Annotated in this window: 21 protein-coding genes; 14 read left to right on the forward strand and 7 right to left on the reverse strand. The window is 45.3% G+C overall.

Annotation, left to right across the window (positions count from 1 at the left end; all coding sequences use genetic code 11):
* Nucleotides 1-635 precede the first annotated feature (635 nt).
* From AXX12_RS17880 to AXX12_RS17910, 7 genes are all read left to right on the forward strand, one after another.
* Nucleotides 636-1,229 (forward strand): ECF transporter S component, encoded by a 594-nt coding sequence (locus tag AXX12_RS17880; RefSeq protein ID WP_066245664.1) that lies wholly within the window; start codon nucleotides 636-638, stop codon nucleotides 1,227-1,229.
* 315 nt (nucleotides 1,230-1,544) lie between these two features.
* Nucleotides 1,545-2,186 (forward strand): undecaprenyl diphosphate synthase family protein, encoded by a 642-nt coding sequence (locus tag AXX12_RS17885; protein WP_066245665.1) that lies wholly within the window; start codon nucleotides 1,545-1,547, stop codon nucleotides 2,184-2,186.
* Between the two features lie 183 nt (nucleotides 2,187-2,369).
* Nucleotides 2,370-3,473, forward strand: a complete 1,104-nt coding sequence (locus AXX12_RS17890; RefSeq protein ID WP_231881950.1) for a phosphotriesterase family protein — start codon at nucleotides 2,370-2,372, stop codon at nucleotides 3,471-3,473.
* Nucleotides 3,474-3,914: 441 nt separating this feature from the next.
* Nucleotides 3,915-4,571 (forward strand): 7-cyano-7-deazaguanine synthase QueC, encoded by a 657-nt coding sequence (queC, locus tag AXX12_RS17895; RefSeq protein WP_066245669.1) that lies wholly within the window; start codon nucleotides 3,915-3,917, stop codon nucleotides 4,569-4,571.
* A gap of 1 nt (nucleotide 4,572) precedes the next feature.
* Nucleotides 4,573-4,956 (forward strand): 6-carboxytetrahydropterin synthase QueD, encoded by a 384-nt coding sequence (gene queD, locus AXX12_RS17900; protein WP_197470782.1) that lies wholly within the window; start codon nucleotides 4,573-4,575, stop codon nucleotides 4,954-4,956.
* Nucleotides 4,953-5,549, forward strand: coding sequence for a 7-carboxy-7-deazaguanine synthase QueE (locus AXX12_RS17905; RefSeq protein WP_066245670.1), 597 nt, complete (start codon nucleotides 4,953-4,955; stop codon nucleotides 5,547-5,549). The genes queD and AXX12_RS17905 overlap by 4 nt, the downstream gene beginning before the upstream one ends.
* Before the next feature lie 491 nt (nucleotides 5,550-6,040).
* Nucleotides 6,041-6,964: a DMT family transporter gene (locus AXX12_RS17910; protein ID WP_082816970.1), complete on the forward strand. Its 924-nt coding sequence runs from the start codon at nucleotides 6,041-6,043 to the stop codon at nucleotides 6,962-6,964.
* A 352-nt stretch (nucleotides 6,965-7,316) separates the two neighbouring features.
* Here the strand turns inward: AXX12_RS17910 and AXX12_RS17920 are convergent, their stop codons facing one another.
* Complete coding sequence (locus AXX12_RS17920; protein WP_066245674.1) at nucleotides 7,317-7,673, reverse strand: hypothetical protein; 357 nt, start codon at nucleotides 7,671-7,673, stop codon at nucleotides 7,317-7,319.
* 227 nt (nucleotides 7,674-7,900) lie between these two features.
* Here AXX12_RS17920 and AXX12_RS17925 point away from each other — a divergent pair, with 227 nt between their 5' ends.
* The 3 genes from AXX12_RS17925 to AXX12_RS17935 all read left to right on the forward strand — a co-directional run bounded on the left by AXX12_RS17925 (nucleotide 7,901) and on the right by AXX12_RS17935 (nucleotide 10,259).
* Nucleotides 7,901-8,431 (forward strand): hypothetical protein, encoded by a 531-nt coding sequence (locus AXX12_RS17925; protein ID WP_066245676.1) that lies wholly within the window; start codon nucleotides 7,901-7,903, stop codon nucleotides 8,429-8,431.
* Nucleotides 8,432-8,733: 302 nt separating this feature from the next.
* Nucleotides 8,734-9,849 carry a VIT1/CCC1 transporter family protein gene (locus AXX12_RS17930; RefSeq protein ID WP_066245679.1) on the forward strand — a complete coding sequence of 372 codons (1,116 nt, stop codon included), beginning with the start codon at nucleotides 8,734-8,736 and terminating at the stop codon, nucleotides 9,847-9,849.
* Between the two features lie 224 nt (nucleotides 9,850-10,073).
* Nucleotides 10,074-10,259, forward strand: coding sequence for a hypothetical protein (locus tag AXX12_RS17935; RefSeq protein ID WP_066245681.1), 186 nt, complete (start codon nucleotides 10,074-10,076; stop codon nucleotides 10,257-10,259).
* Nucleotides 10,260-10,358: 99 nt separating this feature from the next.
* On the opposite strand, the gene AXX12_RS17940 is transcribed toward AXX12_RS17935, so the two are convergent.
* The 3 genes from AXX12_RS17940 to AXX12_RS17955 form a co-directional block, all read right to left on the reverse strand.
* On the reverse strand, nucleotides 10,359-10,958 hold the full coding sequence (locus tag AXX12_RS17940) for a peroxiredoxin (RefSeq protein ID WP_082816971.1): 600 nt from the start codon (nucleotides 10,956-10,958) through the stop codon (nucleotides 10,359-10,361).
* A 170-nt stretch (nucleotides 10,959-11,128) separates the two neighbouring features.
* Nucleotides 11,129-11,746 (reverse strand): DUF2238 domain-containing protein, encoded by a 618-nt coding sequence (locus AXX12_RS17950; RefSeq protein ID WP_066245686.1) that lies wholly within the window; start codon nucleotides 11,744-11,746, stop codon nucleotides 11,129-11,131.
* Nucleotides 11,747-11,757: 11 nt separating this feature from the next.
* Nucleotides 11,758-12,735 carry a CE1 family esterase gene (locus AXX12_RS17955; RefSeq protein WP_066245687.1) on the reverse strand — a complete coding sequence of 326 codons (978 nt, stop codon included), beginning with the start codon at nucleotides 12,733-12,735 and terminating at the stop codon, nucleotides 11,758-11,760.
* A 228-nt stretch (nucleotides 12,736-12,963) separates the two neighbouring features.
* Here AXX12_RS17955 and ald point away from each other — a divergent pair, with 228 nt between their 5' ends.
* Nucleotides 12,964-14,079 (forward strand): alanine dehydrogenase, encoded by a 1,116-nt coding sequence (gene ald, locus AXX12_RS17960; RefSeq protein ID WP_066245689.1) that lies wholly within the window; start codon nucleotides 12,964-12,966, stop codon nucleotides 14,077-14,079.
* A 289-nt stretch (nucleotides 14,080-14,368) separates the two neighbouring features.
* Here the strand turns inward: ald and AXX12_RS17965 are convergent, their stop codons facing one another.
* Nucleotides 14,369-15,529, reverse strand: a complete 1,161-nt coding sequence (locus AXX12_RS17965; protein WP_066245692.1) for a YkvI family membrane protein — start codon at nucleotides 15,527-15,529, stop codon at nucleotides 14,369-14,371.
* Between the two features lie 619 nt (nucleotides 15,530-16,148).
* On the opposite strand from AXX12_RS17965, the gene AXX12_RS17970 reads away from it, so the two are divergent.
* From AXX12_RS17970 to AXX12_RS20070, 3 genes are all read left to right on the forward strand, one after another.
* Nucleotides 16,149-16,364, forward strand: coding sequence for a hypothetical protein (locus AXX12_RS17970; protein ID WP_066245695.1), 216 nt, complete (start codon nucleotides 16,149-16,151; stop codon nucleotides 16,362-16,364).
* A gap of 161 nt (nucleotides 16,365-16,525) precedes the next feature.
* Nucleotides 16,526-16,690 (forward strand): hypothetical protein, encoded by a 165-nt coding sequence (locus AXX12_RS19505; protein ID WP_156478716.1) that lies wholly within the window; start codon nucleotides 16,526-16,528, stop codon nucleotides 16,688-16,690.
* A gap of 101 nt (nucleotides 16,691-16,791) precedes the next feature.
* Nucleotides 16,792-16,914 (forward strand): hypothetical protein, encoded by a 123-nt coding sequence (locus AXX12_RS20070; RefSeq protein WP_269448416.1) that lies wholly within the window; start codon nucleotides 16,792-16,794, stop codon nucleotides 16,912-16,914.
* Between the two features lie 200 nt (nucleotides 16,915-17,114).
* Here the strand turns inward: AXX12_RS20070 and AXX12_RS17975 are convergent, their stop codons facing one another.
* Together AXX12_RS17975 and AXX12_RS19925 are read right to left on the reverse strand one after the other, a co-directional pair.
* Nucleotides 17,115-17,558 carry a universal stress protein gene (locus AXX12_RS17975; protein WP_066245698.1) on the reverse strand — a complete coding sequence of 148 codons (444 nt, stop codon included), beginning with the start codon at nucleotides 17,556-17,558 and terminating at the stop codon, nucleotides 17,115-17,117.
* 263 nt (nucleotides 17,559-17,821) lie between these two features.
* Nucleotides 17,822-18,001, reverse strand: a 180-nt coding sequence (locus tag AXX12_RS19925) for a hypothetical protein (RefSeq protein WP_231881946.1), incomplete at its 5' end; no start/stop codon positions are given.

Below are 18,001 nucleotides of genomic sequence, written 5' to 3' on the forward strand. Positions count from 1 at the left end.
TAACACAGCAAAATTGCCTAGCCGCAGCACGTCTACATTCGTAAATTTAGATTGAAATCATGTAGTTTACGGCAGAAATAAAAAAGCCCACGAAGCCATATACTATACGCATCGAAGGTCATTTTGAATGTAAGTCTTGGAATTACCTTGTTTGCTTGACATCGAAGAGGCCAGCGGTTCGAGTCCGTTTAACCCCACCAGTAAATCTAAGGCTTCAAGGCAGAATGCTTTGAAGCCTTTTTTGTGTTCATTTAGGCAATCGGTAAAGTAAGGGGCAAGTGATTGACCGTAAAAACGCGAAAGGCGTTATGCGCATGCGCGAAGGGGACTGAGCGAGTGCCGCTAAAGCCGCGTTTGTGTCGCTAGGCCGGTTCATATACCCTTTGACGGCGCACGTAGTACGCATGGCATTTTCGCGGTTCAAGGTCGTCTTCTCTCCGACTAAAGACTACATCAGTGGTCTTTCCGCTAGTCCATTTTTGGCTTGAATTTTATCGCAGCAAGTGGTAGTCTATACATGGTTACGTTTCCCGCAAAAAAAAGTCGGTATTGTGCTGCAAACTGAACTGGGAAACAAGGGATGTCTAAATTACGACTTATATCCTAAAGGGAATAAGAGCGGAGGGAAAAAAGAAATGGAAAACAGAGAACAAGCACGTCCTATTATGCGCACAAGGCAACTTACCGTTGCCGGTATGCTGGCATCAGTCAGCGCTATCCTCGGCCTTACTGGCTATGGTTTTATCCCCTTGCCGACAATTAAAGCGACGATAATGCACATTCCAGTTATTATTGGCGCTATTTTGGAAGGTCCTGCCGTAGGTATGATGGTTGGCTTGCTGTTTGGATTGTTCAGCGTCTTCCAAAACATGACAGCACCGAATATCTTATCATTTGCACTGCTTAACCCGTTAGTATCTGTTGTTCCTAGAATCTTAATCGGGTTAATGGCATATTATTGCTACAAGCTGGTTCCGTCACGCAATGAATCGGTTCGCATCGGCGTTGGCGCCGCAGTGGGATCTCTAACGAATACGATTGGCGTCATGGGGATGATTTATTTATTATATGCCGCTGACTTTGCAGCTGCCCGGGGGCTCAACTCTGACTCAGTGCATACAGTCATTTGGGGAATTATTCTGGCAAATGGCATTCCAGAAGCGGTTATTTCTGTTCTGATTACGATACCGGTAGTGGTTATGCTAAAAAGGTCTACTGGACGTCGATAGGACAGATATGGCGTTATGTTGACCGGGACTTCTTAGACGCGATTAACTGACAATCAAGCTATTGATTCGATACCCTGCCTTGTTTTCAAGGTGGGGTTTGTTTTTTTCGCAGCCTGCAAGACTCGCCCTCTAATGGTGTCTTAGTGGAGAAAAAGGAATATGGATGAGGGCTCACGGTTATATTATGAAGGCGATTTGAAGAACGGTAGTCGGACGAGGGGAGTTGCTACGTATGGAAAGTCTGATGGAGGAGCTCGTGCGCTTTGACTGTGAGCAAACACTGGAGCGCTTCGTTTATGCCGAGGAGCATGCACAATGAGATTGCCAAACCATATTGGTATTATTCCGGATGGAAATAGACGATGGGCAGAATCTAAAGGATTGTCTAAAGAAAAAGGATATGGACCAGGGATCAATCCGGGTCTGACCCTTTTTAAGCTATGCCAGCAGGCTAAAATTAAAGAAATTACCTATTATGGGTTTACTGTGGATAATACCAAAAGACCGACTGAACAAAGAATTGCATATACTGATGCTTGTATTAAAGCAGTAGAAATACTCTCCAAAGAGAATGCGGATTTGCTGGTACTTGGAAATAGTGATTCGCCAATGTTTCCGAAAGAATTACTTCCATTTACTGCCCGAAGGACCTTTGGCGAGGGGGGGATAAAGGTAAATTTCCTCGTGAATTACGGGTGGGAATGGGACCTGAACTCCTTGAAGATGGCTGAACCAACGCAACGAAACATTATAAATTGTGTAAAGTCTGCTGAAGTATCTAGGGTGGATCTGATTATACGTTGGGGAGGGAGGCGGCGGTTAAGTGGTTTTCTACCTGTTCAATCCATTTATGCTGACTTTTATGTAGTGGATGATTACTGGCCGGATTTCAAACCGGAGCATTTTTTCCAAGCATTGCAGTGGTACAAGGAGCAGGATATCACACTAGGCGGTTAGTGCAGATCGTTGCCTACATCATTTAACGAACATTTTAAAGGTCCTCGACCGAAGGGTAGGGGGCGTTTTCTTTTGCCTGCCTTCCCTATTCTGAGGCGGCTAGCTGAATAATACTCCATCACGACATTATCCCCGAGGCATATGATATACAGAATATCCATGTATGAAAAGAGGGATAGCGTGATGCAAAAGATCATGACAGTTTGCGGCTCAATCGCACCAGAACAGCTCGGTTTCACCTCTATGCACGAACATATTCTTTCAGACTGCTCGATGTTTCGAAATAGGGTCAGAAAACCCTGTTTTGTTCAAAATCGCCACATTGTAAAACCGGAAGACAAGCTGACTCTGGCAAATCGCTCTGCTTTGCGTCATGATATCGTGTCATCGTTAGACAATATGAAGCTGGATGACGAACTGACGATGACTGCTGAAGTTGCTGATTTTATAGCCGGTGGCGGTGATTCAATTGTTGAAGTGAGCGCACCTGGGATTCGCAGTACAGCAGCTGACCTGATCGCTATTCAACGGATAGCTGAGCGTACTGGGGTTAATATTGTGGCTTCCACGGGCTTATATGCGGAAGATACCTGGCCCGTTCTGTACCGTATCATGACCTATGACCAATTTGTACGATTCTTGCAGCGCGAGATTGACCAAGGCATTGGCGATACGGGAATCTTACCTGGGCATATTAAGGCCGCCTATGAGGTGTACACTCCGCAATTAGCCACCTATTTGCGAGCGGCAGCTTTCGTAGCCGGTGACACAGGCCTATCGCTGCAAGTTCACCTAGGTCCAGACGTCACGCCTGATGAGGTCCGGCAGAACGTGGCGCAGCCGCTTCTTCAAGGCGGCTGTATTCCGGAAAAGACGATTCTGTGTCACGTTCAGTATCTGATGGGTGTTCTTTCACTGGAATACCTTGTGAACAATCCTGGCCACGTACCCTTTGACATCAGTCTGCTCAGAGAACTGCTTTCTCAGGGCTTCATTCTTTCCTTCACACCGTTAGGCTTTGAGGCAGATAACGAATCATTGGGGCTTGCCCATTACCCCGATTGGTATGCGTTGTCAGGCATGATGGCTTTGATTAAAGAGGGCTACGCCGGCCAATTAGTCATCGGCAACGATGTATTTACTAAACTGGCTACCCGTCGCGGCGGCGGGGAAGGCTATCGGCGCCTTGCCGACTTTGTTGTGCCAGCACTAAAAAAGTGCGGCGTTTCCAGCGAAGACGTCCACAAGATTATGGTAGAGAATCCGGCCCGGATTCTGGCTTTTTAGCGTGGTTTTCTATTTATTACCGCTTACTTTTGATAACGTTTGTTCCTGAACTAATTATAAACATGTGTTCTGAGAGGCGAAGCGAGTGAACCGTACAATGATAATGCCGTCTTTGTCTATAAATGTCATGTGTAGCATGATATCAGTAGAGAGTACCCACGTTGCGAAAGCGTGGGTAATTATTTTGGCTCTTGCCTTAACAAGCACGATTGGGAATACTATAGATGATCATCCACTATGTAGGGCATTCCATACCCTGAGCTTGGGAACAGGACAATTGACGTTCCTTGTCGAAAATAGGAAAATGTACAGAGTATTCCCGACTATCGGGGTATTGACATACAGAAGGTGGAGTGACAAACGTGAATAATGCGTTCGCCCACTACACGGAGGCACTGATTCATTTTAGTGTACGGTGATTTATTCAAGGGGGGAATAGATATGAACGAAAACGGCGCAATGGTGGTCTTCAGTGGCGGTCAAGATAGTACAACCTGTTTGTTTTGGGCGCTGGAACGATTTAAGAATGTTGAGGCAGTAACATTTGATTATAATCAACGGCATAAACTAGAGATCGAATGTGCCAAGAACATTGCCAAAGAATTTGGCGTGCAGCATACGATTCTAGATATGTCGCTGCTAAGTCAGTTGACAGCTAACGCTCTGACTCGTGAAGATATTGCAATTGCCAAAGGCAGCGATGGAGAGTTGCCCACGACATTTGTTGATGGGCGAAACATGCTATTTCTCACGTTCGCTGCAGTGCTGGCAAAACAGAAAAATCTCAGGCATATAGTGACAGGAGTCTGCGAGACAGACTTCAGCGGATACCCCGACTGTCGAGACATTTTTGTCAAATCACTCAATGTGACCTTGAATTTAGCCATGGACTACCAGTTTGTGGTACATACGCCGCTGATGTGGATCAATAAGGCGCAGACTTGGGAGATGGCGGACGTCATGGGTAAACTTGATTTTATCCGAGAAAAAACGTTAACCTGTTATTACGGGATTCTGGGGAGCGGGTGCGGGCAATGCCCGGCCTGTGTTTTGAGGAATAATGGGTTACAAGAATACTTAATCTCAAGGGGAAGATAACATGAAAATAAAAGCAAAAAAGGGATTCCATTTTGATGCCGCTCACTGCCTGCCTGGGCATAGCGGTAAATGTGCTTCGATGCATGGACATACCTACCGACTGGAAGTTGTCGTTGCGCGAAAGGACGGCGGGATTATTGCTGATGGATCAAGTGAGGGAATGATTATCGATTTTGGCGATCTAAACCGAATCGTCAAGGAAGAAATCCTTGATAAGGTTGATCACCAATGCTTGAACGATCTGTTTGACTTCCGCACCACGTCAGAGAATCTCGCAGCCCACTTCTTTACTATCTTGAATGAGCGACTACATGCAAACGACATTGTCCTAGAACGAATCCTCTTGTGGGAAAGTAACACTTCGTGTGTTGAGGTTGAACGATGACGATTGTCAGGTATCCGATCGTCGAGGTTTTCGAGAGCCTTCAGGGCGAAGGGACGCATTCGGGTATCGGCGCGACATTCGTCCGGCTTGCAGGATGCAACCTACGCTGTTCGTGGTGCGATACGACCCACTCTTTTGCTGTTGATAAAGCAACGACGTACACCACGGGTGAGTTAATCGAAGCCTTTTCGTTCAAACAGCCGCTTGTCGTAATCACCGGCGGCGAACCCACTCTTCACGATCTGGGACCGCTGGTGCGCGAGCTTCATAACCGGAAAAAGTATGTTTGTATCGAAACGAATGGAACAAACCCCATACCTATAGAATGGGGGATAAACTGGATCACGGTATCGCCAAAACCGCAAAGTGGATACACGATCACATGTCCGGCGGATGAACTGAAATATGTGGTTGATGATGAATTCAAACTCGAGTTTATCCGATTCGATCTTGTGAAGCAGGGGCGAGTATTTCTTCAAATCGAGAGTGGTCGCCTAGAATCCGCAAAAAAGGCCTACGATATGATCATCAGGAATCCGGACCTGCATTTGCGCTTGGGGGTTCAACTACACAAGGTGGTTGGATTTGAGTAAGACGAATTGTATAAAGAATCATGGATCGTTCAGTTGATAAGCAATGAGAGGCTAAAACTCTTGTGTTTATCTTTCTGCCTGTCGCAGACCAGTGGTGACAATGTCCTATGTAACTAGGTGTTGGCCGCTCAGTGGCCAACACCGCCCCGGCTTCGATAAAACAAAAGGCTCTTTGCTTGCAGATTTTCTGCAGCCAGAGGGCCTTTCCTGTTGCCGGGGTTGCATGCGACAGCGCTTCACTCGAGGGTACAAGACATATTAAGGTGGTGTGTATATGAAGCAGGCTGAATAGTTATTGCTGGAAAATATTTCATCAAAGCATTACCTCTGTTTACAGGATTTATCATTTGTTCGGCGAAAAAGGATAATATTGAACAAAAAGTCTGTTATAACTTCTGCCTTTGCTGAGCGGCGCGGGAAGCTTGAAGGGTAGCAAGGGACAATCGTGAAAGGCGGTTAAGTACTGAACAAAGGAAGCGAGGCAAGGTCTATTGGAGAATCAAAAACGAAAACAGGCGGAAATCGTTCTTCTTATCATTATTGTTATCTGGGGGATTAATACTCCAGTAATAAAGATTGGCCTTATGGCGGTGGAACCGCTCGCTTTCAATGCCATGCGGTTACTTATTGCCGCTGCATTATCTTGTGTGGCGTTGTTGTTGTCAAAAACATACAGACCAATAACTAGGAAAGCGTGGAGGCAAATAGCCGCGATAAGCGTATTAGGGTATTTCATGAACCAAATCCTGATTGTATTTGGCATACCTCAAACGACCGCGGGAAACGCTGCATTGATGTTAGCAACTCTGCCGGTGGACATAGCGTTAATAAATCGCATACTTAAAATTGAACCTATATCTCGGAAAACGGCCATAGGAATTTGCATTGGGTTATCCGGCGTATTTCTTGTTGTGCTAGGTTCCGATAAGGAATTGAGCTTGTCCGGACAGCATCTTGCGGGGGCCTTACTCATTCTGTCAGGCCAGTTTTGTTATGGGTATTATACAGTGCTGTTCAAGCAGATGAATGATGAGTATTCAATCTACCAGATTGGCGCATGCGTTATGACTGCCAACGCGTTACTATTCTGTTTGCTTGCATTGCCGAACCTGTCCCAAGTCCAGTTCACCAGCATTCCCACTTCGGCATGGTTTAGCATTATCTTCTCCGGGATCTTTGCTTTATCTCTAGCAAACATTGTCTGGATCTGGACAGTCGGGATTCTCGGTAGTACGAAAGCAGCATTGTATCAAAACCTTTGTCCCATAGTGTCTATTGCCTTTGCATGGGTCTATTTAGACGAAGGCTTTGGGACTTTGCAATGGATTGGCGCAGCAGTAGCTTTCCTCGGGCTATATTTAACGCGAAATTTACCATCCAGGCGGTGTCTGAAACTAAGGACAGACGAAATTTAATCCCCCGTACCGCGAAGAATGGCTACCCTGGTGGCTTGATTGTCGGCGGTCTGCTTGGCCATCTGATTCCTGGAGAGTTGTTTCAATCTGCATATAAAGAGCAGGGACTGCATGCCAAAATCTGTCCCGCTGATTACCTGGTCGAGCCACGACGGAGGGTGAAATGTGAATAGAGCGACCCACGTTTTTATGCACGTGGGTCGCTCTATTGTGGGGAACGACAAGAAAGGACCTACTAGCACGAAAGGCGCGACGGAGAACTCTAGAATTTTGGTAAGACCGGAGTTAGCGATGCCAATCATTATCAACACAGTGCGAGAGGGACGATGCGCATCGAAAGCCCGAACAGGGATTAGTGTCTAATAGAAAGGTAGGTCGCAAGGCCAAGGGTAGAGCCAACGACGAGACTGGTGATGAATCCCACACTAAGCATATTCGCTGGTAGAAAGAGAAAAGAGTAGCCGACAAGTCCAATCGCTATCCCCCAAAGGATATGGGCATACAACTTTTTCATTGTGTTGTTTATCAGACCTGTTATCAACCCGATAGCAGTAGTGATGAAAACAATCGGAGACAAAACGACGTCCCAAATACAGCCGTTCCAGATTAGAAAATACCCTGCCATGATCATACCAAGAATAATACCAGTGATACTGCCGACAATAGACTTCTTCGTACAAAAGCCTCCTTTGCAAATATGAATTACCATAGTATATAATATGCATGATCAAGATAGATGCAATAGGCGGCTAGAATTGGCTAGCCGATTCCCTCTAGTCGATATTGGGATACGGCTCTCAAAGCGTTAACCGTTCGAATGACGGCGCACTGAAGGTGTTTTCGGCGAGGTAGCAGTGACATTCGGAGATTTTCTCATGCGCCAAGCCTTTAGGGAAGCACGACTTATAAACTGATTTTAACAGGAGGTGTAAGCCAATGACTAAAAAATCAATAGTTGCTTTAGTCACGCTCTTTTTATTGGTGTTCTTTGCTAACATGGCTATGGCGAAGGATCATACTGATAATCCGATTGATAAAGCGTTTGCCCAAGATATTGGTGAGGCCATGAATACGATGGAGATGAATTATGTAACGGAAAAGTACATGGATGCCTGGAAGGCTGAAATGGACAATGCAGCTATTGTATTAAAGCAACGATATACGTTTGCCGAGGATAAAGCTCATATTGATAATTATGTAGCGGCTTATAAGAAAGTGGCCGACGCCGCAGCTTATCTGGAATGGCTTAACTGGTCTGATACGGAGGAGGCTCCTAACATCAGACATAGTGGAACAGGGGCCGCGAGTGCCAGTCTGTCAGCAAAAGCGAATATCTTTAAACAAGCAACGCTTAATTTGATAAATGCGTATCACGGTCAGTTAGGTGACGATCCATTTAAGTATTCCTATATTTACTCAGGCAAGGGTGCCGAATTGGCAAAAATAAGAGCACAGTATAGTCGATAACATGGTAGTATTTGTCAGGCAGTTCATTGGTCGATAAGGACCAATGAAGACTATCGATCTTGCCAAGAGAATTAAGACTAAGCGATATATCATTGCATGCATTTCTGTGAGGGCTTATAATAATCAATGACTTGTTCGCGCTTTTTTGAAGGATCGGAGCTTACTGTAGATAGTAGAGTAGGAACAATGCATAAAAGAAACGGAGCCGCCGTACTCGCAAAATCGGATGATGAATATGCTGTACAACGAGTACCTTACAGTACTTCAAAGCGGGATTTTCATAATAGGAGAGATAATAGACTATGAATCAGGATAGCAAACGATATCTGGAAAACTGGTACGATGAAAAGAACAGCGCCGCATTATATACCAAATTAGCAGAGCATGAGCAAGATTCCCGTTTGTCTGAGGTTTACCGGCGTTTGGCGGCGACAGAGGAGACGCACGCTGAAGGCTGGGCGAAAAAGCTTCAGCAGGCTGGGGGAAGTGTGCCTACATTCACTCCCACTTGGCGCACGAGAACCTTGGCATGGCTGGCGTCGAAGTTTGGAGTGGAAGCCGTATTGCCGACGCTTGCCGCGACTGAAAAAGCAAACTCGAATGGTTACGCCTCTCAACCTGACGCTGCCGCTCTGGTACCGGTGGAACGTTCGCATGCTATGCTGTTACAGCAGATGAGTAAAACTTCAGGCGGAGTCGCCGGAGACGTGCTGGCCAAAATGGAGGGAAGACACCGCTCAGCCGGCGGCAATGCCCTACGAGCCGCTGTGCTGGGAGCGAGTGATGGATTAGTATCAAACTTCAATTTGGTGATGGGTGTGGCGGGAGCTTCCTTGTCAAATTCTGGAATTCTACTAACCGGCTTCGCAGGGTTGTTGGCAGGCGCCATTTCGATGGCTCTCGGTGAGTGGATTTCGGTACAGAGCTCACGCGAATTGTATGAGCGGCAAATCGCTACAGAAAAAGAGGAGATTGCCACCGCTCCAGAGGAAGAGATTGAAGAACTAGCGTTAATATACCAGGCTCGTGGACTTGATGAGACATCCGCCCGTTCCATTGCGCAAGCACTGATGGCAAATCCTGAGACCGCTTTGGATACTCTGGCTCGTGATGAGCTAGGCATAAACCCGGAAGACTTAGGCGGCTCTGCCTGGGAGGCGGCTATTACCTCCTTCTTGTTGTTTGCGGCGGGGGCCATCATTCCGATTATTCCGTATCTCTTTAGTGAAGGAATGTTTGCTGTTATAGTGAGCGCGGCTCTATCAGCAGTTGGCCTGTTCGTTATCGGTGCAGCAATCACTCTGTTCACTGGTAAACCGGTATTTAGCTCAGGGATGAGACAGGTTCTGTTCGGACTCGCAGCGGCAGCAGTAACTTATCTGATCGGACATCTGATCGGGGTGAACATCGCGGGGTAGCTTGTGTGACTTTTTTTCGTGATACGACAATTATGTTTTTGTAGCGTCAACCCTGGAAAGATGAGTCGACTACCAACAATTATTGTTAAGTTATAAGTCAACTCGTAAAGAAGGGACCTGTCTCGTGGCAAGTCCCTTCGTTTTTTTAATTAATAGAAAATCGGATGGAATGGAATTACTGTCCGGAGTAACACTAGAATAGGAATGAACGACGGAGGGATAACATGGATAGAAACATTGAAGGAATTAAAGTTAGTGCAGATGACTCATTAACTCCCGCAGAGGTAGAAGCTACCGTGCGCGCAGAGAAGGTGTTCTGGCAAGCCCAAAACAAACAGATCGAATCCATCGAGGTCTTTTTGGCAGATGAAGACATTCTAGTCCGCGTGAAAGAAAAAATAGAACACTAAGGCAGAGTTGGTAACCAAGGGCAGCATTAAAAATGATATTATTCTTTCAGGAGAGGGAGTGACCGACATGGCCACTCCCTCTCCTATTCGGTCGTTCTCCTAAATTGTTCCGGCTTTGCTGAAGTCCCGTTTTAACCCCGGCATACCTGGTTGCCAACCGGCGGGAGCTCCTTCGCCAGTTAATTCGCCATATTGAATGCCGGCCAATGTTCGGAGGATTTCCTCTACACTTCGCCCGACTTCTCTAGGATAAACGGAGTAGTAACGGACTCGCCCCAGAGGGTCAATAATGAATGTAGATCGGTAAAATGCCCCTGTCTTGGGATCCCATACCCCGTAGGATCGGCCGATTGCTCCACTGCGGTCAGACAGTAAAGGATATTGTACTGTGGCAGCGCTTGGTGATACTTCAGCAAAGACTTTATGTGAGTACACGCTGTCAGTGCTGATTGCTAGGGGGTAAGCGCCGAGCCTTAAAAAATCTCGATAGTGGGCGGCAACTGCCGCCAACTCAGTCGGTCAGACAAAGGTGAAGTCGCTGGAATAAAAGAATAGGACTGCCCATTTGCTGCGGCATTCATTTAAGCAAACTTCAATCTGTTCACCGCGATAATATGCGGGTGCGCAGAACTCGGGCGCCATTTCCTCCAGCCGAAAACAGTGGCGATCCTCTGGCAGATCGGTTTTACAGGCATTCATGATCAACTAACCTCCCCTCACTTCTTGTTATATGGTATGGTTAGTTGTCAGATTATGTTACCATTGGTGCTAGTCTCTTGCCTGACATGCCCGTGTATCGAGGGAGAAAAGAATCGGTAACTTCCTGTTGCAGCCCCTAATTTATGCTAGGGAAGGACGATTCGTATTTGTCATTCGTGGTTTGTGAGATCTGAAAGTGGACTTTGCTTTTGTTTTGTCGATAGTATGTAGGCGATCGCCATGGCTAGGACGGAGCCATATAAAGACACAATAATATCTTTTTGCGCGTCCCAGATATCTCCCTGGGCGCCAAGGAACATAATCCCGAGTTCTGGGTTGGTCAACTCGACCACCATTGCTTCAATGAATTCAAAAATGGCGCTAAACGCGACAATAAACAGCGGTGAGAAGATATACGACCACGGAACGGGAACCTTAGCAATTCGGTCTAATAATTCTTTAAGCGGGTAAGCCAGTAACAAGCCGAATGAGAAATGCACTATTCGGTCATAGTGGTTGCGGCTAAAGTTCATTGTCTCTTTCAGCCAGTCGCCGAACGGAGTGAACGTATAGGCATAATGAGCGCCGATCGCGTGGAGGATCATGAATGCGGTAATCAGGATATACGATATGTCGGTAAATCGGAAATGCCGGTAGCTATACACAAGCAATGGCACTGACAAAAAGACCAAAAGATTGTCGAGAAACCAATCAGAACGATCAATAGGATCAATGGCTAGATATAACCAAGTAATCAGAAAAATTCCGCATAACTTCTTTACCAGCATCTAACGTCCTCCTAGCGGCTTTGAGCCCGCACTTGGGCAAAATATTGCCAGATTACCTCAGTCGCCTGTAACGTGCCTGGGTCCTTTCCAATGAAGCTTTCCGGAAAAATGGCTTCGCCGCCTGGCCACATGTGCCCTAGACCTTCAATAATATAGACTCGGAACCAGTCATGGTTTTCCTTGACGGCGTGCAAAATTTTGACTCCTGGCTTGCCTGCTGTTGCCTTTAATCCTTGTGGGAAGCCATTGTACTTCGCCCAGCTTAGTATCGTGTTCATAAATGGCGGCTGTTCAAACGAACCCCAGGGAAGGTTGATTATGCCTCCGGCAAAGGGATTGAGAGGATCAGCCGTGCCAATAATCAAGATGGTTGGTATCGGGTTCCGGCTTAGCGGCGGGTTGGACGGCGGCCAATAATGCCCCGACACCGGCGCAATTGCCGCAAATCGACCAGGCAGTTCATCAGCGGCCCGGAACAACATCGAGGCTCCGCTTGAGAACCCGGTGATAAATACTGCTTTTTGGTCAATCGCATATGTTTTGGAAAGATCATCCAACATTAGCGAAAGGAATTTAACATCATCTATCTCTGGCAGCAAACCTTGTCCCCGATTCGAACCATCATTCCACAACTGTGGATTGGTTAGAAAGCTAGGATCGGCTTCTTGATTGATTCTCATGGCGTTCGGGAATACCACCAGAAAGCCTTCTCGTTCCGCTTTTTGATCCCACGCTGTTTCCCGAATAACTCCTTCGCCTGTGCCGCCCGCCCCATGGAGCATAACGACGACTGGTGCCGGATTTTTGCTGTTATAACCTGACGGTACATAAATGGCATAGGTGCGCTGTTTCCCATCCGCCTGAATGGAATAAGTTTGAATATTGGCAGCGTTCACTGGGCTCACTCCCCAGCCATGTACTCCACTCGCCAACGTTCCAATAAAAATGGCAGTCAGGAAGATGGCTTTTACTATTCGATCTGTTAGCATTGGCGTTGTCTTCCCCCTCTAATCCTCAGTATATAGGACTATAGTTCCTGCAATTTTCTTGCTTTCCTGCACTCCTACAAAAAAAAGTGAGCCTTTCAGTTATGCCAGTTAAAGATAAAAAAGGGTTTTTGTGGTAAATAGCGAATCGGTTAATCGTTGCAAGATTGAAGAAATCAGTAGCTCAGAGCCAAGATAAAGTAAGTAGTTAGTAAGAGGGGGGCGAAACGGATGATTATTGGTGTGGCAAAGGAAATTAAAAACAATGAGAATAGGGTTGCGCTGACGCCTGCAGGTACGGAAACATTGAAAAGGGCAGGGCATACTGTGCTTGTTGAACAAAGCGCCGGTAACGGTAGCGGCTTTTCTGATGAAAGCTATATAAAAGCTGGGGCGCAAATTTTCGCTGATAAGAAAGCACTGTTCGACCAGTCTGAAATGATTATAAAAGTAAAAGAACCATTAGCTCCGGAGTATGAGCTGTTCCATGAAGGCCAAATTTTATTTACCTACCTGCATTTGGCACCCGAGCCAGAACTGACTAAAGCTTTGCTGGAAAAGAAAGTAATTGGCATTGCTTATGAAACCATTGAACGTAACCATACGCTGCCACTTTTACTCCCCATGAGTGAGGTGGCGGGACGTATGGCAGTGCAGGTTGGAGCGCACTGTCTGGAAAAGCCGTTTGGTGGTAAAGGGATCTTATTAGGCGGCGTCCCTGGTGTTGAATCAGCCCAGGTAGTCATTGTCGGCGGTGGCATCGTTGGTACTAATGCCGCCAAGATGGCTGTCGGCATGGGCGCGCGGGTAGCGGTTCTAGATAAATCGGTTGAACGGCTGGAATATCTTGATGATATTTTCGGCGGGCGGGTAACAACTGTCATGTCCAATAGCTATAATATTGCCAATTGGGTAAAGAAAGCCGATCTTCTTATTGGTTCTGTGCTGCTTCCTGGAGAAAAAGCTCCCAAATTGGTTACCGAGGAAATGGTTAAATCCATGGAACCCGGCTCAGTTATTGTTGACGTTGCTATTGACCAAGGTGGTTCAGTCGAAACCATTGACCGCGTAACCACTCATAGTGACCCCACTTATGTTAAATATGGCGTTGTTCACTATTCAGTTGCCAATATGCCTGGTGCAGTTGCCCGCACATCCACCTTGGCGCTGACCAATGCCACCATTGAATATGCTCTGCAAATCGCCAATAAGGGATGGAAGGCCGCTCTTAAGGCTGATCCTGGTTTGGCCAAGGGACTCAACGTCTGTGACGGCAAGGTTACCTTTAAAGGCGTTGCTGACGCGCATAAATTGGCATTTACACCGGTCGAAGAGGTATTGGTTTAGAAAAACCGTGCGCGGTCTTTGAAGTACAACAGGGTGCGATTCCACAGAGGGCACAGAGGTAAAAAGAGGACACAGAGGTAAACATTTTTTTGAGCCAGCAAGCTGGCAGGGAATATCTTTCTCACTCTCTGTGTCCTCTGTGTGCCCTCCTTTACCTCTGTGGGATCGTTCTTCCGATACTTTATTGGGGAAATCTCACTAAACCTTCTATAACCTTAAAAAAATTACAGCCTGTAAATCCTGCTGCTTGGGCCGGATAGTACAGGCTGTAATTTTTAGTTAATTAAACCTAATTGTTTCTTAGGGCCATTTCATCAATTCCTTGCTGCTTGCGCAATGCAGCATTTTTTCTGATTTTCATCGTGCCAATGGTAAGTTCAGGGATTACCACAAAGAATAGTCCAACATAACCAAGTGCCCCATATCCTTTAACAACCAAGGTTGTTAATCCAAGCACGGAAACACCGGTGCAAACTATCATGGTAACAGCCGAAATAGTAGCTCTACGCACTCTTAGGCTTACAATCATATCTTTTAGCATCTGTATATTTTCAAAGCGTGCGACAATGGAGAATGTAACAGATACTGCCGTGCCGATCAAAGCAACGAACAACAATACGCTATATACGATTTTTAGCCAAGGCAAACCTAGCTGTGTTGTGACATAATATACAGGAAGGGACTCTTTTAAAATCTCAGGGGCGTAGCCGAGTAACATAATAGAAACAATCGCTAGAAAACCGCCGTTTAGAAACAAGCCAAACAGTCCAAACAGATTGCATTCCCTGGTAGTTTTGATCTTGTGAGAAGTCGAAATGATCGGTACAACTGCAAGTGCCTGAAAGCCAATATATATCAGCATGCTCCATAGAGCACTCCAAATGCTGGTATCAAAAGTCGTTTGTGTAGCAAAGATACGGGTGAGATTAGGAGCGGATTGCAGACCGAGGTAACAGAGTAAGCTTAAGACCGCAATGAGAAAATACGTCTTATACCTTAAGACTCGAATAATCAGCTCGGCTCCAAAGATGGTCAGAACGATTAATATACCCCCCATGCTGGCAATGCCGATACCATAAGGAATGCCGAGGGTGCTTTGCAGCAGTGATCCAGCGCCTGCTATCGCAGTACTCACGGCAACCAAAGTCAAAAGGATACAACCAATCTCAAATACTAAAGAAAAGTACTTTTCATAAGGATGGTATAAGGCATCAGCAAAACTTCTATAATCATGAGCTTTATAATCTTTAGCAATAACTAAGGCGTTTCTATAGGACCACGCTAGAATCGCCATGCTGATTACGGTAAAAAAAATAGAATACCAGCCATATTTTACAAAATAGTTCACTTCCTGGTTGCCAGTGGCAAAGCCTACGCCACAATGAGTTGCAAACCAAACGGCAGCCATCGCAAATGATGTGCCCACAACACCGGTCTTTTGGTCATCCATATCCAATTTCCTCCAATATTAAATGTGTTTCTAAATACGCATTCGCATAAAATTCGGCACAGAGCTACATAACACCTCCTACTTAGAGAAAAGAATTCTCTTATCAGGTGGTTAGCGGTGAATGATTCAGCCGGACGTTTAGAGTCCAACTGGATCAAGTTTTTTTATTTTGTCACCTAGCGCGTTCTTTCACCATACAATGCATCATGATAGGCTAGTTAATTGCTTATCAAAGGGGGTGTACTTATGGGTCGCTTTGGTGGCTTTGGTGGCTGCGGAAGCGGATTTGGTGGTGGAATTATCATCATCATCATCATACTGCTTCTGTTTTTCGGCTTTAATGACAACGAATTCACGAGCTGATGATTCCATGTCGCAAGGATAATCCAAACCGCATCTAGTTTTTCTAGTCTACAATTACCTCCTTTATTAAAATGCCCTCATGCTAGGGCATTTTAATTTTTTTGGAAGAGTTGGTGCAGCAGAATATAAAAGATACCCTTGCGCATTTTTTGCGAGAATAAAAATCCTGCTTAAGTGGTAATTCAATGAAGGAAGCATTAACAATTATGTAGAAAATAGATGTACGCAATGAATTTGCCAGTGAGGAGATATTACGATGGACTTTAAGCTATCCAGCCTTAGCGAAGAAGAACGACGTTTATACATCCCTCTTGTCATGATGAGTGAAGACTTAAATGAGGCAAGACAGCTGATAAAGGCCGGGGCAGACATCGAGCGAGTAGTGGAGTTAATCAGTAACGGGTTAGGCTATGTGCGGGAACTTGAAGAAGGAATTAAACGGTGCGAAAACAAAGTTGCCTGCACTCGGTAAAATCAGTGACCGTAAAATTGTTCTGAGTGGGATATGTTATGGTTAAAGACCGCAATGGATATATAGTTGTCTTAATATTTAGATTTTATAGCTTGGCTTTTATTTTGTTTTAGCATATACTTAAATTAAGGAGAGGTGATGTAAAAAAAGGAGGAAGAACAATGAAAAAAGTTATCAACGGCTACGAAATACTGATATCAAAAGACAGTATTGTCCTTCTTGAAGACAAAGAAATTATTGGTGCGGCTGATACCGATTTCACTGTCATGACTGACGAAGAATTAGCCGATTTTTTGCTATATCGCGGATACGGTGAAGAAGAATAAAAAAGCAACTGAGCCATCTTGTTATCGGATCAATTGCCGCTCATCTTTCAAGGTGAGCGGTTATTTTTAAGGTCTTTTAGGAGAAAAAAAGGAAGGGTAACATGCACCGATTTAGCGCTAGGGTTGAAACCGGTGATTTGATCGTGAGAGTATGGGAAGATGCCGGCTTTGCCTGCGTAGGCGCAATGTCTGGATGCACTGATTTTACCCTTGAGCACTGCTGAAAGCCTGGGGAAAAGTATTATGTCTGTGCGGCCGATGTAGGAGTTCTATGAAGAACTTTCATGGGGACTTTGTAATGAATGTGTGGTCCGGCTAATTGAGGGTAATAAATAAAAAAGTCACCTGCTTTGTTCATCAAAACAGGTGACTTTTTAGAACTCCAAGTTTAATCAAATATGTCTAAAACCAGGCAACGTTATTTTTATTTAACAACCAAGACTGGACATTTGGCATGATTCACAACATAGTTACTGACGCTGCCCATAAACAAGCCTTTAATAATACCTAAACCTCGGCTACCAATAACGATCATATCGTAATTGTTTTTTTCGGCGAATTCGGGAATTACGATAGCTGGTGATCCAATTTCACAGTAAGTTCGCACTCGAATGCCATCAGGGATTTGCTTTACAGCTTGTTTTAACACTGTATCACTAAAATCTTGAATGTGAGTAAGAATACTTTCCGGAAGATAAACATCACTGAGTTGAGTGGCGATAGGCAATTGTTGCATCAAGATGGCTACATGAAGGATGCCAATCTCAGCATTAAACGATTTCGCCATCTGCACCGCGTGTGCTAAGGCTGTAAAGGAATTTTGGGAACCATCAATAGGGGCTAGAATCTTGGAATACCGTATGGCCATACGTTACAACCCCTTTCTTCGTAGACATCTATTTCTTATCTTTATTTTACCACCCTATAAACAGTTTCGCCAGATATCACAACAGAGTCAACATATCGCAGCAGTAGAAAGCTGCGTTGCATCGTCTCGTCATAAGCATTTTCATAATTGACAGATGATATTAGATATAGTATTATAATAATCCGTCAGTCAGACGGTAACCGCAAACATGTTTCAAATGTAACTTTGAATAAAAATATGTTGACATAACCAGAAAGTCTGTGTTAATATATAAAAACCGTCAGACGGCAATGCCGAAAAACGGGACAAGCAAAAAAAGAAACATATTGACACAGCCTAAGCGCTGTGGTAAGATGTTCAAGCGTCACCGGTGACGGTAACGCAGCGAGAGAAGCAAACGAGCGAATAGCCGCTTGTTGAAGCGCGAAGCTCCTTGAAAACTG

Origin of the sequence: Anaerosporomusa subterranea (assembly GCF_001611555.1) — a bacterium.
GTDB lineage: Bacteria > Bacillota > Negativicutes > Sporomusales > Acetonemataceae > Anaerosporomusa > Anaerosporomusa subterranea.

Coding starts and splice junctions, on each gene's coding strand:
- AXX12_RS17880 (WP_066245664.1), top strand. CDS start 636: ATGGAAAACAGAGAACAAGCACGTCCTATTATGCGCACAAGGCAACTT.
- AXX12_RS17885 (WP_066245665.1), top strand. CDS start 1,545: ATGAGATTGCCAAACCATATTGGTATTATTCCGGATGGAAATAGACGA.
- AXX12_RS17890 (WP_231881950.1), top strand. CDS start 2,370: ATGCAAAAGATCATGACAGTTTGCGGCTCAATCGCACCAGAACAGCTC.
- queC (WP_066245669.1), top strand. CDS start 3,915: ATGAACGAAAACGGCGCAATGGTGGTCTTCAGTGGCGGTCAAGATAGT.
- queD (WP_197470782.1), top strand. CDS start 4,573: ATGAAAATAAAAGCAAAAAAGGGATTCCATTTTGATGCCGCTCACTGC.
- AXX12_RS17905 (WP_066245670.1), top strand. CDS start 4,953: ATGACGATTGTCAGGTATCCGATCGTCGAGGTTTTCGAGAGCCTTCAG.
- AXX12_RS17920 (WP_066245674.1), bottom strand. CDS start 7,673: ATGGTAATTCATATTTGCAAAGGAGGCTTTTGTACGAAGAAGTCTATT.
- AXX12_RS17925 (WP_066245676.1), top strand. CDS start 7,901: ATGACTAAAAAATCAATAGTTGCTTTAGTCACGCTCTTTTTATTGGTG.
- AXX12_RS17930 (WP_066245679.1), top strand. CDS start 8,734: ATGAATCAGGATAGCAAACGATATCTGGAAAACTGGTACGATGAAAAG.
- AXX12_RS17935 (WP_066245681.1), top strand. CDS start 10,074: ATGGATAGAAACATTGAAGGAATTAAAGTTAGTGCAGATGACTCATTA.
- AXX12_RS17950 (WP_066245686.1), bottom strand. CDS start 11,746: ATGCTGGTAAAGAAGTTATGCGGAATTTTTCTGATTACTTGGTTATAT.
- AXX12_RS17955 (WP_066245687.1), bottom strand. CDS start 12,735: ATGCTAACAGATCGAATAGTAAAAGCCATCTTCCTGACTGCCATTTTT.
- ald (WP_066245689.1), top strand. CDS start 12,964: ATGATTATTGGTGTGGCAAAGGAAATTAAAAACAATGAGAATAGGGTT.
- AXX12_RS17965 (WP_066245692.1), bottom strand. CDS start 15,529: ATGGATGACCAAAAGACCGGTGTTGTGGGCACATCATTTGCGATGGCT.
- AXX12_RS17970 (WP_066245695.1), top strand. CDS start 16,149: ATGGACTTTAAGCTATCCAGCCTTAGCGAAGAAGAACGACGTTTATAC.
- AXX12_RS19505 (WP_156478716.1), top strand. CDS start 16,526: ATGAAAAAAGTTATCAACGGCTACGAAATACTGATATCAAAAGACAGT.
- AXX12_RS20070 (WP_269448416.1), top strand. CDS start 16,792: ATGCACCGATTTAGCGCTAGGGTTGAAACCGGTGATTTGATCGTGAGA.
- AXX12_RS17975 (WP_066245698.1), bottom strand. CDS start 17,558: ATGGCCATACGGTATTCCAAGATTCTAGCCCCTATTGATGGTTCCCAA.